Annotated in this window: 13 protein-coding genes; 11 read left to right on the top strand and 2 right to left on the bottom strand. The window is 64.8% G+C overall.

The genetic code is table 11. The features are described 5' to 3' along the window. Positions 1-79 precede the first annotated feature (79 nt). The 8 genes from ccmC (at position 80) to K3M67_RS07620 (ending at position 7098) form a co-directional block, all read left to right on the top strand. Entirely contained in the window at positions 80-805 is a 726-nt protein-coding gene (ccmC, locus tag K3M67_RS07655) for a heme ABC transporter permease CcmC (protein WP_066859500.1), read from the top strand. Position 806: 1 nt separating this feature from the next. Further along, positions 807-938 (top strand): hypothetical protein, encoded by a 132-nt coding sequence (locus tag K3M67_RS07650; protein WP_269747243.1) that lies wholly within the window; start codon positions 807-809, stop codon positions 936-938. A gap of 10 nt (positions 939-948) precedes the next feature. Continuing rightward, positions 949-1395, top strand: coding sequence for a cytochrome c maturation protein CcmE (gene ccmE / locus K3M67_RS07645; RefSeq protein ID WP_285832823.1), 447 nt, complete (start codon positions 949-951; stop codon positions 1393-1395). 127 nt (positions 1396-1522) lie between these two features. Next, positions 1523-3466 (top strand): heme lyase CcmF/NrfE family subunit, encoded by a 1944-nt coding sequence (locus tag K3M67_RS07640; protein ID WP_285832822.1) that lies wholly within the window; start codon positions 1523-1525, stop codon positions 3464-3466. After that, complete coding sequence (locus tag K3M67_RS07635; protein WP_232313756.1) at positions 3463-3990, top strand: redoxin family protein; 528 nt, start codon at positions 3463-3465, stop codon at positions 3988-3990. The genes K3M67_RS07640 and K3M67_RS07635 overlap by 4 nt, the downstream gene beginning before the upstream one ends. After that, positions 3987-4397, top strand: a complete 411-nt coding sequence (locus K3M67_RS07630; RefSeq protein ID WP_285832821.1) for a cytochrome c-type biogenesis protein — start codon at positions 3987-3989, stop codon at positions 4395-4397. The genes K3M67_RS07635 and K3M67_RS07630 overlap by 4 nt, the downstream gene beginning before the upstream one ends. After that, positions 4394-5038 carry a tetratricopeptide repeat protein gene (locus tag K3M67_RS07625; protein WP_285832820.1) on the top strand — a complete coding sequence of 215 codons (645 nt, stop codon included), beginning with the start codon at positions 4394-4396 and terminating at the stop codon, positions 5036-5038. Before K3M67_RS07630 ends, K3M67_RS07625 begins: the two co-directional genes overlap by 4 nt. A gap of 131 nt (positions 5039-5169) precedes the next feature. After that, positions 5170-7098, top strand: a complete 1929-nt coding sequence (locus K3M67_RS07620; RefSeq protein WP_066859336.1) for a potassium transporter Kup — start codon at positions 5170-5172, stop codon at positions 7096-7098. A gap of 128 nt (positions 7099-7226) precedes the next feature. Here K3M67_RS07620 and K3M67_RS07615 read toward each other — a convergent pair whose 3' ends face one another. Further along, on the bottom strand, positions 7227-7694 hold the full coding sequence (locus tag K3M67_RS07615) for an Hsp20 family protein (RefSeq protein ID WP_066859501.1): 468 nt from the start codon (positions 7692-7694) through the stop codon (positions 7227-7229). Positions 7695-8201: 507 nt separating this feature from the next. Between K3M67_RS07615 and K3M67_RS07610 the strand changes: the two genes are divergently transcribed. Together K3M67_RS07610 and K3M67_RS07605 are read left to right on the top strand one after the other, a co-directional pair. After that, complete coding sequence (locus tag K3M67_RS07610; protein WP_066859337.1) at positions 8202-9452, top strand: lipoprotein-releasing ABC transporter permease subunit; 1251 nt, start codon at positions 8202-8204, stop codon at positions 9450-9452. Beyond that, a complete protein-coding gene (locus K3M67_RS07605; protein ID WP_285832819.1) occupies positions 9445-10137 on the top strand; it encodes an ABC transporter ATP-binding protein in 693 nt (230 codons plus the stop codon). Before K3M67_RS07610 ends, K3M67_RS07605 begins: the two co-directional genes overlap by 8 nt. Here K3M67_RS07605 and K3M67_RS07600 read toward each other — a convergent pair. Continuing rightward, positions 10123-11934, bottom strand: a complete 1812-nt coding sequence (locus K3M67_RS07600; protein WP_285832818.1) for a diguanylate cyclase — start codon at positions 11932-11934, stop codon at positions 10123-10125. The genes K3M67_RS07605 and K3M67_RS07600 overlap by 15 nt on opposite strands. Positions 11935-12056: 122 nt before the next feature. Here K3M67_RS07600 and dnaE point away from each other — a divergent pair, with 122 nt between their 5' ends. Beyond that, positions 12057-15602, top strand: coding sequence for a DNA polymerase III subunit alpha (gene dnaE, locus K3M67_RS07595; RefSeq protein ID WP_285832817.1), 3546 nt, complete (start codon positions 12057-12059; stop codon positions 15600-15602). The last annotated feature ends 30 nt before the right edge of the window (positions 15603-15632 follow it).

Genomic DNA, 15632 nt, shown 5'->3' with positions numbered 1-15632 from the left:
AACCGTTTTTCAACGTCGCGCCATCGGCAAAATGCCCTACTGGCGCAGCGTGATCGGCGCGGCTACACACGCAGCCCTGATGCATCGTTTCGCCAATCCCGCCCGCTTTTTGAAGATCGCGCGTCCCTTGACCGGCTGGTTGTTCTGGCCCGGCCTCGCGCTGCTGCTCGCGGGCGCGGTCTGCGGCCTGTTCGTTACGCCGGCCGATTATCTTCAGGGACAGACGGTGCGGATACTCTATATTCACGTGCCGGCCGCATGGCTCGGCATGGGTGGCTGGACCGGCATAGCGGTCGCCGCGCTGATGCAGCTGGTCTGGCGGCATCCGCTGGCGGCGGTTGCGGGACGCGCCATCGCCGCGCCCGGCGCGCTCTTCACCGCGATCTGCCTGATGACTGGCTCCATCTGGGGGCGCCCGACCTGGGGGACCTGGTGGGAATGGGACGGGCGCATGACCTCCATGCTGGTGCTCTTCTTCCTCTATCTCGGCTATATCGCGCTCGCCAACGCCAGCGCGCGCGACGGGCAGGCGGGGGGCGTCAGCCATGTCACGGCCATTTTCGGCCTGGTCGGCGCGGTCAATATTCCGATCATCAATCGTTCGGTCATATGGTGGAACAGCCTGCACCAGGGACCCAGCATCACGCTGCGCGGCTCCAGCATCGACGCGGCGTTGCTCTGGCCACTGGGCCTCACGCTACTGGGCTTTTCGCTCTGGTTCGGGGCGATCGTGCTGATGCGGATGCGGGCCATCTTGGCGCGGAACAAGGTCGAGGCGCGGATGCAGCGCCTGGCGAGAGGATAGGATGAACCAGTGGGATTTCGTGATCGCCGCCTATGCGGTGACGGCGATCGGAACGGCGATCGTCACCATGCTGAGCTGGCGTGCGATGTGCCGCGCCGAACGCGCGGTCGAGAGCTTCGCCGAGCGGCCATGAAAGCGTCGTCATGAAGGCAAAGCATCAAAGATTGATCCTGGCGCTGGCGGGGCTGGCGGCGATCATCGGCGCCGGGCTGCTGGCCGCGTCCGCGCTGAAGGACGAGGCCGCCTATTTCTACACGCCGGGCGACGTGAAGACCAAGGGCGTGGAGCCTGGCAAGGCCATCCGGCTGGGCGGCATGGTGGTAAAAGGCAGCCTCAAGCGGGCGGCCGACGGCGTCACCATCCGCTTCGATGTGACGGACGGCAAGGCGACCGTCCCCGCCACCTTCAGCGGCATCGCTCCCGATCTGTTCAAGGAAGGCAGCGGCGTCGTGGCGGAAGGATCGTTCGACGCGCAGCGCATGTTCGTCGCCAGCAATTTGCTGGCCAAGCATGACGAACGCTACATGCCCCGCGAACTGGAAGGCATGAGCTATAACGAGACCACGCGAGAGATGAAGGTGGAACGGTGAGCAATCTCCACCAGCACCGTCATCGCTGCGCAGGCGGGGATTCATCTCCCAAACGTTGCGGATTGGCGATGACGCCGGAGACGGAGTCCCGCCTGCGGGGGGATGACGTGAACGGGGGTCGTGTCGCATGATCGCAGAGACCGGCCTTGCCGCGCTCTGGCTCGCCGCGGCGCTGGCGCTGCTCCAACTTGTCCTTGCCTTCGCCGGGCTGAAAGGCGGCAAGCCAGAACTGCTGGCTGCCGTCCGTCCCGCCGCCGTGGCGCAGGGCGCACTGACCGCCGGTGCCTTCGCGCTGCTCATCACGCTGTTTCTGCGTTCGGATATGTCGGTGCTGCTGGTCGCGACCAACAGCCATTCGATGAAGCCGTGGCTCTACAAGTTCGCTGGCACCTGGGGCAATCATGAAGGGTCGATGCTGCTGTGGGTAACGGTGATGGGTGTTGCGGGCGCCGCCGTTGCCCTGTTCGAACGGGCGCTGCGGCGTGATACCCATATGGCGACGCTGGGCGGGCAGGCCGCGATTTCGCTGGGTTTCTATGCCTTCCTGCTGTTTTCCTCCAATCCCTTCACCCGTATCGACCCGCCGCCGCCCGACGGGCAGGGGCTGAACCCGCTGCTTCAGGACCCCGGCCTCGCCTTTCATCCGCCCACCCTGTATCTCGGCTATGTCGGCCTCTCGGTCGCCTTTTCCTTCGCCGTCGGTGCGCTGCTGACGGGCCGTGTGGACGCTGCCTTCGCCCGCGCGATGCGGCCCTGGGTGCTGGCTGCCTGGGTGTTGCTCACGCTCGGCATAACGGCGGGCAGCTATTGGGCCTATTATGAACTGGGCTGGGGCGGCTGGTGGTTCTGGGATCCGGTAGAAAATGCTTCGCTGATGCCATGGCTGGCGGCCACCGCCCTGCTGCACAGCGTCACGGTGCTCGCGACCCGCGACGCCTTGCGCGCCTGGACGATCATGCTCGCGGTCATCGCCTTTTCGATGTCGATGGTCGGCACCTTCCTGGTGCGGTCCGGCATCCTGACCAGCGTTCACGCCTTTGCCGTCGATCCCGAGCGCGGTAGCTTCATTCTGGCGCTGCTCGCTGTCTATATCGGCGGCGCGCTGGCCCTGTTCGGCTGGCGCATCGGTTCGGTGCGTGAAGGCGCGCCGTTCGAACTGGTCAGCCGCGAAACCCTGCTGGTGGTCAACAACCTGCTGCTTTCGGTGATTCTGGGCGTCGTGCTGATCGGCACCCTCTATCCGCTGATGACCGAAGCCTTCGGCCACAAGGTGTCGGTTGGCGCGCCCTATTTCGACCGGATCGCCGGGCCGATTGCCCTGACGCTGATGCTGGCGCTTGCGATCGGCCCGCTCACCCGCTGGCGGCGCGATCGGGTGTCGGTTGTCAGCAAACGTTTGCTGTTTCCCGCCTTTATAGCGATTCTGGTGTCTGTTTCGTTGTCCATCTTTGCCTGGGACCGCATGGGCATCCTGCCGTTCCTCGGCCTTGTCATTGCCCTTGCGGTCGGCGCGGCGAGCCTGGCCCCGCTGTGGAAGCGCAACCTGCTGCGCACGCCGCTCTTCACCTGGGGCATGGTCATCGCGCATCTGGGCTGCGCGGTCAGCCTGGCCGGCATGGCCTGCGATTCGGCCTTTACGGTAGAAAAGCTCGTTGCGGCCCGCCCCGGCGACACCATCAAGACCGCGGGCTGGACGCTGCGTTTCACCCGGATCGCCCCGCTCGCCGGCGACAATTGGACTGCGCTCCAGGCCGACATGCAGGTCGACCGGGGCGGCACGCCGGTCCTCATCCGCCCGCAGTCGCGCTTCTTCGCCTCGCCGCCCACCACGACCACAGAAGCAGCCTTACTGACCCGCTGGAACGGACAACTCTATGTCGTGCTGGGCGAGGAGGTTGAAGGCGGCCGTTGGCAGTTGCGCATCTGGTGGAAGCCGTTCGTCACGCTCATCTGGCTCGGCGGCATCCTGATCGCGCTGGGCGGCGTGCTGGCGCTGGTCGGCCGCGAGAGGCGCGGTTGGTTGATGAAGTGGCGCGCGCGTCAGTCTCAGCCATGGGAGGCGGTGGCGTGAGGAAGCTTCTGATCTGGCTGCCGTTCATCCTGTTCCTGGCCTTTGTCGGCCTGTTCGCGAGCGGGCTGTTCCAGCCCGATGACCGGATCATCCATTCGCGCCTTGTCGGCCAGCCGCTTCCGGCCTTCGCCTTGCCCGCCGGCGCCAGCGATCGGCCTGCGCTCGCCAGCGCCGATCTCGCGACCGGCCAGCCGCGCCTGCTCAACATCTTCGCCAGCTGGTGCGTGCCGTGCGCGGCCGAAGCGCCGCAATTGATGGCGCTCAGGCAGGCGGGGGTGGAGATAGACGCCATCGCGATCCGCGATGCCCGCGCCGATGTCGATCGCTTCCTCCAGCGCTACGGCAATCCCTATGACCGGATCGGCCTGGATGCGCGCAGCGGCGTGCAGATCGCGCTCGGATCGTCCGGCGTCCCGGAAACCTTCGTGATCGATGGCCAGGGGCGCATCGCCTATCAGCATATCGGCGACATTCGCGCGGACGATGTGCCGATGATCCTGGACCGGCTGAGGAGCGCGCAATGAGGGTTTTTCCCGCCTTGCTGCTCGCGCTCGTTGCCGCCCCGCTCGCCGCGCAGACCGCCCTGCCGCCGGCGCCCTGGGCGGACCGGCAAATCCCTGATGATCGCCAGGAGCGCACGGCGAGGGCGTTGATGGAAACCATCCGCTGTCTCACCTGCCAGAGCCAGTCGATCGCCGATTCGAACGCCAGCATGGCCGGCGACATGCGATCGCAGATCAGGGAGCGGATCATGGCGGGCGAACAGCCGGAGGCCATTCGCGCCTGGCTGATTGCCCGCTATGGAGACTGGGTCAGCTATGAGCCGACCGCCTCGCCGATCCTCTGGCCGCTCTGGGTGGCACCCCTGCTGCTGCTGGGCCTTGGCCTGCTGCTGTTGCGCGGTCGAATCAAGCGGAGGAAGGGTCGATGACAGGCTGGTTCATCGCGTTCGGGCTTGCGGCGCTTGCCTTTGTCGCGCTGCTTCTCATCGGCCGTATTCCCCGGTCGGTGCGGGAGATCTCGGCTGCCGCTTTGCTGCTGGGGCTTGCGGGCTATGCCTGGCAGGGCCATCCAGGGCAGGCAGGCGCGCCGCGCCGGCACGCCGACACCAAGGGCGAGGCCTTTGACGAGGAGCAGGCGGAAAAGCGGCGCGGCCTGGCCGAACGATTCGGGCCTGCGGCGCAGTGGATGATGCTGTCCGACGGGCTCGCACGACAAGGCAAGACCAAGGAAGCGGCCAACGTCCTTCTTTCGGGCCTGCGCGACACGCCCGACGACGCCAATCTCTGGCTGGGTCTGGGCAATGCGCTGGTCAATCATGCCGATGGCGTGATCTCGCCGGGGGCCGAGTTCGCTTATCGTCGTGCCTTGGCGCTCGATCCGGAAGGGCCGGCGCCCCGCTATTTCTACGGCTTGGCTCTCGCCCGCGCGGGTCAGCTTCAGGCGGCCCGCGACCTGTGGGCGCCGCTGGCGGCCAGCGCGCCGGCGGACAGCCAGGTCAAGGCGGAACTTCAAGCGAATATAGCGCGTATCGACGCCATGCTTGCTCAAGCGACTTCCGTCCCGCAATGACGCGCCGCAGCGCGGATGATTGCACCCTGTCGGGAGGCGTGATAGGGCGCGCCGCTATGCAGGGTATGACATATCCTTTTCAACCCGGTTCCTTTCAGCCTGGTGTCCGATGACCATTTGGCATTTTCTCCATGGCTGATCTTCTTCCCAACACCGCGCCTTCTTCGGCCGAGGACGAGCATGGCGGTCATGGTCATGCCCGGCAGAAGGCCACGCTGAAGCTTGTCGTCGGCGCGATCGGCATCGTGTTCGGCGATATCGGCACCAGCCCGCTCTATGCCTTCCGCGAAACCTTCGCCGGCCATCATCCCCTGACCCTCGATCCCGATCATATATTGGGCGTCATCAGCCTGATGTTCTGGTCGATGATGCTGGTGGTGACGCTGAAATATGTCAGCATCATCATGCGCGCCGACAATAAGGGCGAAGGCGGCAGCCTGGCGCTGCTGGCGCTGATCAACGGCCAGACGAAGACTCAGCGCTGGTCGCGCGGCATCGTTCTGTTGGGTGTGTTCGCCACCGCCCTCTTCTACGGCGATTCGATGATCACCCCGGCCGTGTCGGTCCTGTCCGCTGTCGAGGGTCTGGCGGTCTATAATCCCGAACTGGCGCCGGCGATCTTGCCGGTCGCTGTGCTCATTCTGCTCGGCCTGTTCTGGATACAGGGCCTGGGCACGAACCGGGTGGCATCGCTCTTCGGGCCGATCATGCTGCTCTATTTCGTCACGATCGCAGGCTTGGGCCTCATCTCGATCGTGCAGACGCCGGGCATTCTCTACGCCTTCAATCCCTATTGGGCGTTCATGTTCTTCGTGACCGACCCGTTGCCTGCCTTTCTTGCGCTGGGGTCGGTTGTGCTGGCGGTAACAGGGGCCGAGGCGCTCTATGCCGACATGGGCCATTTCGGCCGCAGTCCGATTCGCGTGTCCTGGCTCTTCTTCGTGCTGCCCGCCCTGATGCTCAATTATATGGGACAGGGAGCGCTGCTGTTCCGCGAGGGCGCGGATGCGCTGCACAGCCCCTTTTATAACCTGGCGCCGCAATGGGGGCAGTTGCCTCTGATCGTGCTGGCGACGCTGGCGGCGATTATCGCCTCGCAGGCCGTCATTTCCGGCGCCTTCTCGGTCACGCAGCAGGCTATCCAGTTGGGGTTCATGCCCCGCCTGCGCATTTCCCATACCAGCGCGTCGGCCGCGGGCCAGATCTACATCCCCCTCATCAACTGGGGGCTGATGGTCATGGTGATCCTGCTGGTGCTGGTGTTCCAGACGTCGTCCAACTTGACCGCGGCCTATGGCATCGCGGTCACGGGGGCGATGTTCATCGACAATCTGCTGCTGACCGTGCTGCTCTACCGTCTGTGGCACTGGAAATGGTATTATTCCGCGCCGCTGCTGTCGGTCTTCTTCCTGGTCGACGGGGCCTATCTGGCGGCCAACCTGACCAAGGTTCCCGACGGCGGCTGGTTCCCGCTGTTGATCGGCTTTGTGATCTTCACGCTGCTGACGACCTGGTCGCGCGGCCGGCGGCTAGTGCAGGACCGGCTGCGCGAAGCGGCCATGCCGATCCCGGTCTTCGTGGCGTCGGCGGCCAATAGCGCGGTTCGCGTCCCCGGGACGGCGGTGTTCATGACCTCGACGCCCGACGGCGTCCCCCATGCGCTGCTGCACAACCTGAAGCACAACAAGGTGCTGCACGAGCGCGTGATCCTGCTGACGGTCAAGATCAAGGATGTGCCCGTGGTCGAGGATGACGGGCGGTGCCGGCTGGAGGATCTGGGCAGAGGCTTCTTCCGTCTCGTCCTCCATTATGGCTTCATGCAGGAACCGGACGTGCCCGCCGCGCTCAAGAATGTCACCGGCTGCGGCCAGGCGTTCAAGATGATGGACACCAGCTTCTTCCTCGCCCGCCAGACGCTGTTGCCGTCGGCCAAGCCGGGGATGCCGCTGTGGCGCGAAAAAATCTTCGCCTGGATGCTGCGCAACGCTGAAAGTGCGATGGAATTCTTCCGCCTGCCGACCAACCGCGTCGTCGAACTCGGTAGCCAGGTCGAGATCTGATCGCTTTTCATATGTGGAAGTTCACACCGTTCAGAGTGGAACGATGGTGAGCGATCGTTTCCGAACAGGACAGCAAAAAGGGCGCGGCCATTCGGTCGCGCCCTCCATCATTTCAGGTCATCGGACGCTCAGGCGGCGTCGCGATCCTGGGCGGTGATATCCACCAGCTGACCGCCGTTGATGGCGATCTTCTTGGGCTTCATCGCCTCGGGCACTTCGCGCAGCAGGTCGATCACCAGCAGGCCATCGGCCAGATCCGCCTTCTCCACCCGCACGAAGTCGGCGAGTTCGAAACGGCGTTCGAAGCTGCGGTTGGCAATGCCGACATGCAGATATTTCGAGCGGTCGGTCGCCGTGGCGTCATCCTTGCGGCCGATCACCTGGAGCAGATTCTGCTGGGCGGTGATGTCGATCTCGTCGGGACGGAAGCCTGCGACGGCCAGAGTCACACGATAGCGATCCTCCGACAGGCGCTCGATATTGAAGGGCGGATAATTGTCGCCCTGGCTCAGCCGGGCGTTGTTTTCGATCAGGTCGAACAGCCGATCGAAGCCAACGGTCGAGCGGCGATAGGGGGTCAGGTCAAAACCACGCATTGTCATCATCTCCCAAAGAGCAAAATGAACATGCCGGACCCTGAAACTGGCATCCGGCGATACGATGTCCGACCCCATATGGCGGCCGGACGCGCCTGATATGGTCTGCTCATTTTTCGGTTTCAAGAGGTCCGAAGAACGGTCCTGGGACCTTTTGTCCAATGGTCCGGTGGGCGAAGGCAGGGCAATAAAAAAGCACCCGGACCGTGTTTTCACGATCCGGGTGCTTCATGGACGATTGCTCGTCTCCCCCTTGGCCTGCCTCGACCGCTTCTTAGCCCCCTAAGCTCGAAGCGGGATGCAGTATCCCTGAACCACGGCCTTTCACCTGTGCTTCGAGTGTCTTGCTATGCCCGCAACAGGGCCGAGTCACGGTCAAAATCGGGGGGCGATGATTTTCGGTTCGGGGCTGTGGCGGCGATGCAACAATCCGGCAATGCTTGCCGTTGGAGGCCCGCGTCCCTAGACGATGAAACAGACCATTTTTCAAAGGGCCGTTCGCGCCACATGATTCTTTCCCGTTACGAACGCATGATCGCCAAGCGCTACCTGCTGCCGGGCAAGGGAGAGGGGTTCATCTTCCTGGTCGCCGGCATCAGCCTGGCGGCGGTGATGCTGGGCGTCGCCGCACTCATCATCGTCATGAGCGTGATGAATGGTTTTCGCGCTGAACTGTTCGACAAGATCGTCGGCCTCAATGGCCATGCGGTGGTGCAGGGCTATGGCGGCCGGCTGCCGGACTGGCAGGCCGTGCTGAAGGAGGCGCGGGCGACGCCGGGCGTGACGACGGCCACCCCCATGATCGAGCAGCCGCTGGGCGCGATCTTCCAGGGCCGGTTCGAGCCGGCGCTGGTCCGGGGCATGACGGTCGCCGACATTCGCGACAACCAGACGATGAAGGGCAAGATCATCGCAGGCAGCCTGGACGCGCTGACGCCCAATGGCGGCAAGGTGGCGATCGGATCGCGCCTGGCCGAGAATATGGGGCTTCAGGTCGGCGACACGATCACCATCTATAATCCGTCCGGGCGGGCGACGCCGTTCGGCACGGTGCCGCGCGAGGTCGGCTATCAGGTCGCGGCGATCTTCGAGGTCGGCATCTATGATTATGACAAGGCCTTCGTGGTCATGCCGATCGAGGATGCCCAGACCCTGTTGCTGATGGGTGATGTCGTCAGCATGATCGAGGTCGAGACGGTCGATGCCGACCGGGTCGGCCAGATACTGGAACCGCTGGCGGGCAAGGTGGCCGGGCGCGCGGTCATCACCGACTGGCGTCAGATGAACAGTTCGCTGTTCGAGGCGCTTGCCGTCGAGCGGGTGGCGATGTTCGTGGTCCTCTCGATCATCGTGCTGGTCGCGGTGTTCAACATCCTTTCCTCGCTCATCATGCTGGTGCGCGCGAAGACCCGCGACATCGCCATCCTGCGGACGATGGGGGCGAGCCGGGCGGGACTGGTCCGCATATTCATGACCGTGGGCGTCACCATCGGCGCGCTGGGGACGGTGGCCGGCATCCTGCTGGGCTTCACCTTCCTCTTCTTCCGCCAGAGCGTGGTGAACGCCATCCAGTTCGTGACGGGGCAGAATCTTTGGGATCCATCGATCCGGTTCCTGACCGAATTACCGTCCAAGGCGGACCCGGTGGAGATCGTCATCATCTGCGTCATGGCATTGCTGTTCAGCTTCCTCGCCACGCTTTATCCGGCCTTCAAGGCGGCCAATACCGATCCCGTGCAGGTGCTGCGCTATGAATGATGTTCTGAAGGTCAGCGGCCTTACCCGCAGCTTCACCCAGGGGGGCGTCACGATCGACGTGCTTCGTGGCGTCGACCTGTCGGTCGGGCCGGGCGAGATCGTTGCGCTGCTGGGGCCGTCGGGATCGGGAAAATCGACACTGTTGCAGGCGGTGGGCCTGCTGGAAGGCGGCTTTGACGGGTCGATCCGCATCGATGGCGAGGAGGCGGCGAAGCTGGACAATGACGGGCGCACCCGGCTGCGGCGCGATGCGCTGGGCTTCGTCTACCAGTTCCACCACCTGCTGCCGGATTTCAACGCGACCGAGAATGTGATCCTGCCCCAGGTGATCCGCGATGTGGACATGCCGGCGGCGAAAGCGCGGGCCGAATCGCTGCTGACGTCGCTGGGGCTGGGGCATCGGCTGGACCATCGGCCGAGCCAGTTGTCGGGCGGCGAGCAGCAGCGCGTCGCTGTCGCCCGCGCATTGGCCAACCGGCCTGCGCTGGTGCTGGCGGACGAACCGACGGGGAACCTGGACGAGCGCACGGCCGATGTGGTGCTGGCGGAGTTTTTGCGTTTGGTGCGCGGCGAAGGGTCCGCCGCGCTGGTCGCCACCCATAATGAACGGCTGGCGGAGAAGATGGACCGTGTCGTGCGGCTGCACGAAGGGCGGCTGGAAGAAACCGTATCAGGCGGCCTCTGACGCGGACGGATCGCGCTCCGTCGCAAGGATGATCCGGTCGCGGCCGTTGCGCTTGGCGCGCAGCAGCGCTGCGTCGGCGGTCCGCAGAAGCCGGTCGGCCGATCCATGGTCGGGGAAGGTGGCAAGGCCGAAGGAGGCTGTCACCGGGCCCAAGGGCTTGCCCCGATGTTCGACCATCAAATTGCGAATGTCCCGCTGTACGCTATTTGCCCGCTCCAGCGCCTGATCCGGCGCGAAACCGGGCATCAGCAGCACGAATTCCTCGCCCCCCAGGCGAAAGGCATGGCCCTTTTCCCGCATGGCCTGACCCAGCACCTGCCCGACGGCCTGAAGCACGGCGTCGCCCGCATCATGGCCGAACTGGTCATTGAACTGCTTGAAATGGTCGATGTCCAGGATCAGGCAGGACAGGGGCGACTGGTGCCGCTCGGCCTGTTCGGTGTGATGTTTCAGCATCTGGTCGAAATGGCGACGATTGGCGAGGCCGGTCAGCGCATCGGCCATCGCCATTTCGCGCAGCGCATCGCGCAGGCGCAGGTTGGCGAGGGCGAGACCGATATTTTCCGCCAGCATTTCCAGATATTTCTCGCTTCGACCGACCTCGTCGGCTGACGCTTCCGGCCGTTGCTCGAGATAGAGGAGGCCGATGCTCTCGCCCTGCGCGATCAGGGGAATGCAGAGCGTCGGCGCGTCGCCGCCCTCGTCCATATGGTCGCAGCCTATGTCGATGGTCCGGCCCGCCGGTCGATGCGGCTGGCCGCGGCGCAACGCCCAACAGGCCGACGGCGGGAAATCCGGTCGGGAAAATGTGGGCGAACCCCAGGTGCAGACCTGCTGCATCAGGGCGGTGCGGCTGTCCTGGACATAGAGCCGACCGGCAAAGAGCGGGGCGATTTCGGGCGTGAAGCGGCGGACGACCTCGGCAAGGTCGGTCATGCTGTCGCAGCCCTGCAACCGCTGGGTCATACGGGACAGAAGGTCGCGCATCGCCCGATTGCGTTCCTGCTCCTGTTCGAGCCGTTGCCGTTCCAGCCCGTTTTCGCGAAAGATGCGGATCGCCTGCGCCATGTCGCCGATCTCGTCGACCTGACGCAGGTCGGGCGGGATGGCGGCATAGTCCTGCGCCGCGAGCCGGGTGACGACGTCGCTCAGCCTTACGACAGGGTGCAGGATGCGCTGCTTCAGGATGAAATAGAGCACGCACAGGAACAGGAGCGCCGTCGCGGCGAGCATGATTTCCGACATGCTGCGCCATTGACGCGCCGTTTCGGTGGCGGCCGCCACCGCCTGTTCAGTGCGGGTTTCGAGCAGATACCGAAATTTGGCGACCTGGCCGGCGATCCGGTCCATTTCACGGCCATATTCGTCGCCGAACAAAATGGCGCGGGCAGTCCGATCGTCGCCTTGTCGAGCCGCCTGGAGCGCGGCGTCCTGTTCGTCCATCAGCGCATCGGCCCAATAGAGCGCCTGTTGCAGCGCCTGGAGTTCCCCGACACGGGCGCCGGCGTTCTTCAGATACCGGACGCGATCTTCCACCGAACGCAAGGCAGCCCGTTCGCGGCGATAGACGATCAAGTGGCTGGGGTTGCCGGTGACGACGAAGCTGCGGGCCTGTTCGCTCAGGCGATAGACATCTTCTTCCAGAGAGGCGGTGAGTTGATCAAATGTGGCGCGTTGGGCAACCGCGGCGCGCTCGCGCTGTTCTGCACCCGAAGCGAGCAACATTGTCGAGCCGGACAGCAGGGTGAGGGCGACAGTGGCGCCATAGGCCCAGTTGGTGATGGTGGAAAGACGCATGGTCGCGCGAGTCTAGGGCGCAAATCTTGGGATTTGATTAACCATTGGCGCCATCCTGCTTGTCCACAGCTTTCCTGTTTCAAGGGCTAGCGGCGAATCGCCGGCCATGGGTAGAACGGGTCATGCCTCATGCCGCTTTCGTACCGCTTCGCGTCTTTTCCTCCTTCACCATGCTCGAAGGGGCGATCGATCCCAAGAAGATCGCGAAGCAGGCGCGGGCGCTGGGTTTTCCCGCCGCCGCGATCACCGATCGCAACGGGCTCTATGGCTCCATGGCTTTTTCCGACGCCTGCAAGGATGAAGGGGTGCAGCCGGTCATCGGCGCGATGCTGGGCCTGTTGCGGCCTGGCCGCCCCGCCAATGCCGCGCCGGTGCATGACTGGCTGGCGCTCTATGCGCAGGATGCTGCGGGCTATGACAATCTCTGTGCGCTGGTTTCGATGGCGCATCTCGACCGGCCGGTCGAGGAAGTGCCGCATGTGACGATCGAGGCGCTGCATGGGCGGACCGATGGGCTGATCGCCCTGACTGCGGGTGGCGAAGGAGCGCTGGCGCGGCTGTTCGCCGAAGATCAGCCCGAGGCCGCGATCGCTTATGCCGAGCGGCTGGAGGCGCTGTTTCCAGATCGGCTCTATGTCGAGCTCTGCCGGCGGCTGGACCCGGTGGAGGGCAAGGCCGAGCCGCATCTGCTCGACCTTGCCTATGATCGCAACCTGCCGCTGGTCGCGACCAACCCGACTTGCTTTGCCGAACCCGATTTCCACCGGGCGCATGACGTCATGCTGTGCATCGCCGACGGCGCCTATGTGGAAACGCCCGATCGCCGGACCAGTTCGCCCGACGCCTGGATGAAGCCGGCGGCGGAGATGAAGCGACTGTTCGAGGATCTGCCCGAGGCGCTGGCCAATACGCTGGTCGTCGCGCAGCGCTGCGCCGTGGCCGCGCCAAAGCGCAGGCCGATCCTGCCGAGCCTGGCCGGCGACATTGAGGGCGAGGCGGCCATGCTGCGGGACCAGGCCGCAGCGGGGCTGGAGGTGCGGCTGCAAAAGGCCGGCATCGTCACGGAGGAGGCGCGCCGGCCCTATTTCGAACGCCTCAAGTTCGAGACCGACATCATCATCCAGATGGGCTTTCCGGGCTATTTCCTGATCGTTGCCGACTTCATCAAATGGGCGAAGGATCATGATATTCCGGTGGGGCCGGGCCGTGGGTCCGGCGCGGGGTCGCTGGTCGCCTGGGCGCTGACGATCACCGATCTCGATCCGCTGCAACTGGGGCTGCTGTTCGAGCGCTTCCTGAACCCGGAGCGCGTGTCGATGCCCGACTTCGACATCGACTTCTGCGAAACGCGGCGGGGAGAGGTGATCCGTTACGTCCAGAATAAATATGGCGCGGACCATGTGGCGCAGATCATCACCTTCGGTAAGCTCAAGGCCCGCGCGGTGCTCAAGGATACCGGCCGCGTGCTCCAGATGAGCTATGGCCAGGTCGACCGGCTCGCCAAGCTGGTGCCCAACCATCCGACCGATCCCTGGACGCTCGAACGGTCGCTGAACGGCGTTTCCGAATTCAAGGCGGAATATGACAATGACAATCAGGTCCGCCGCCTGATCGACTATGCGATGAAGCTGGAGGGCTTCCCGCGCCACAGCTCCACCCACGCGGCGGGCGTGGTGATCGGCGACCGGCCCCTGAGCCAGCTCGTGCCGCTTTATCGCGATCCGCGATCCGACATGCCGGTGACTCAGTTCGACATGAAATATGTCGAGGGGGCGGGGCTGGTGAAGTTCGACTTCCTGGGTCTCAAGACGTTGTCGGTGTTGCAGAAGGCGGTGCAGCTGCTGGCCGCGCGGGGCGTGGCGGTCGATCTCGATACGCTCGCCTGGGATGATCCGGCGGTCTACGAACTGCTCCAGCGCGGCGACACGGTGGGCGTGTTCCAGCTGGAATCGGAAGGAATGCGCAAGACGCTGGCAGCGGTGCGGCCGACCAATTTCGGCGACATCATCGCGCTCGTGTCGCTCTATCGCCCCGGACCGATGGACAATATTCCGATGTTCGGGCGTCGCAAGAACGGGCAGGAAGAGATTGAATATCCGCACATATTGCTGAAGCCGATCCTCGAAGAAACCTATGGCATCTTCGTCTATCAGGAACAGGTGATGCAGGCGGCGCAGATACTGGCAGGCTATTCGCTGGGCGACGCCGACCTGCTGCGCCGCGCCATGGGCAAGAAGGTGCAGGCGGAGATGGACGCGCAGCGGTCCCGCTTCGTCGAGGGGTGCGCGGAAAAGAGCGATATCCCGGCCGCCAAGGCGAATGAACTGTTCGACTTGATCGACAAGTTCGCGGGCTATGGCTTTAATAAGTCGCACGCGGCGGCCTATGCGCTGCTCGCCTATCAGACCGCCTGGCTGAAGGCCCATTATCCGGCGGAATTCTATGCCGGGTCGATGGCCTTCGACATTCATCTGACCGACAAGCTGACCATCTTCGTCGACGATATGCGGCGCATGGGGCTGTCCTGCCTGCCTCCTGACATCAATCGCAGCCTGGCGGATTTCTCCGTAGAGCCGGTGCCGCATGAAGGGGATGACAAGCGATTGGGCTTCGCCGTGCGCTATGCGCTGGGCGGGCTGAAAGGCGTGGGCGAGAAGGCGATGGAGCAACTGGTTGCCGAGCGCGAGGCGGCCGGGCCGTTCCAGTCGCTAGACGATTTCGCCGACCGGATCGAACCCCGCCTGCTCAATCGGCGGCAGCTGGAAAGCCTGGCCGCGGCGGGCGCGTTCGACGGCATCCATGCCGACCGGGCGGGCGTCCATGCGGCGGCGGAGACCATCCTGTCGGTGGCGGCCAGCAATGCGCAGGCGCGCGAAAGCGGGCAGGGCGGCCTGTTCGGCGACGTCGAGACGCCGCACGCCGACGTGCGTATTCCGCCGCACCAGGCCTGGACCGTGGCGGATCGCATGGCGCAGGAGAAGGAGGCGTTCGGCTTCTATTTCTCGGCCCATCCGGTCGATCGCTACAAGCATCTGGCCGATGCGCGCGGCGCGCGCAGCTATGGTGTCATCTGCCAGGCGCCGATGGGCACGCCCAATGCGGAAGGCCGCGTGATGACGATCATGGCCGCGATGGTCGAGGATGTGCGCTGGCGCGAGACGCGGCGCGGCGCGCGCTACGCCAATGCGACTTTTTCCGACCAGAGCGGGCAGTTCCAGGCGAGCTGTTTCGACGAGGACGCGTGCAAGGCGATCGAGGAACTGGTGACGGACGGCGACTGTGCGCTGCTGGTGGTGGAGCTGGATCGGCTGCCGGGCGAGGAAACGCCGCGCGTCACCGTGCGCGGGGTCGAGCCATTCCGCCAGATCGCCAGTGCATCCCGCATGGAGCTGACCGTCGATGTCGAGACGCCGCAGGCGGTTGCGTCGCTGGCGGCGCTGCTTGCGGGCGCCGACGGTGGCCGCAGCGAGGTGTTCCTGCGCGCGCCGGTGGGTGGCGGACAGGCGGCGCGCGTGTTTCTGGGCGACCGTTACAGTCTGGGCGCGGACCAGGTCGATGCGATTGCGACCATCGCGGGCCTGTCGATCCATCGGTTCGAGCGGATGGACGTGAAAGCGGACGGCTATCGCACGCGCACGCGGCGGTCGGGGATGCGGCTGGTGGGGTGATGGCGCGAGGCAGGTGTGACCAGACGCGGG

The organism is Sphingobium sp. V4 (assembly GCF_029590555.1).
Classification (GTDB): Bacteria; Pseudomonadota; Alphaproteobacteria; order Sphingomonadales; family Sphingomonadaceae; genus Sphingobium.
Note: the sequence above shows the minus strand (reverse complement) of the source record. Positions and strands in the feature narration are given on the sequence as shown.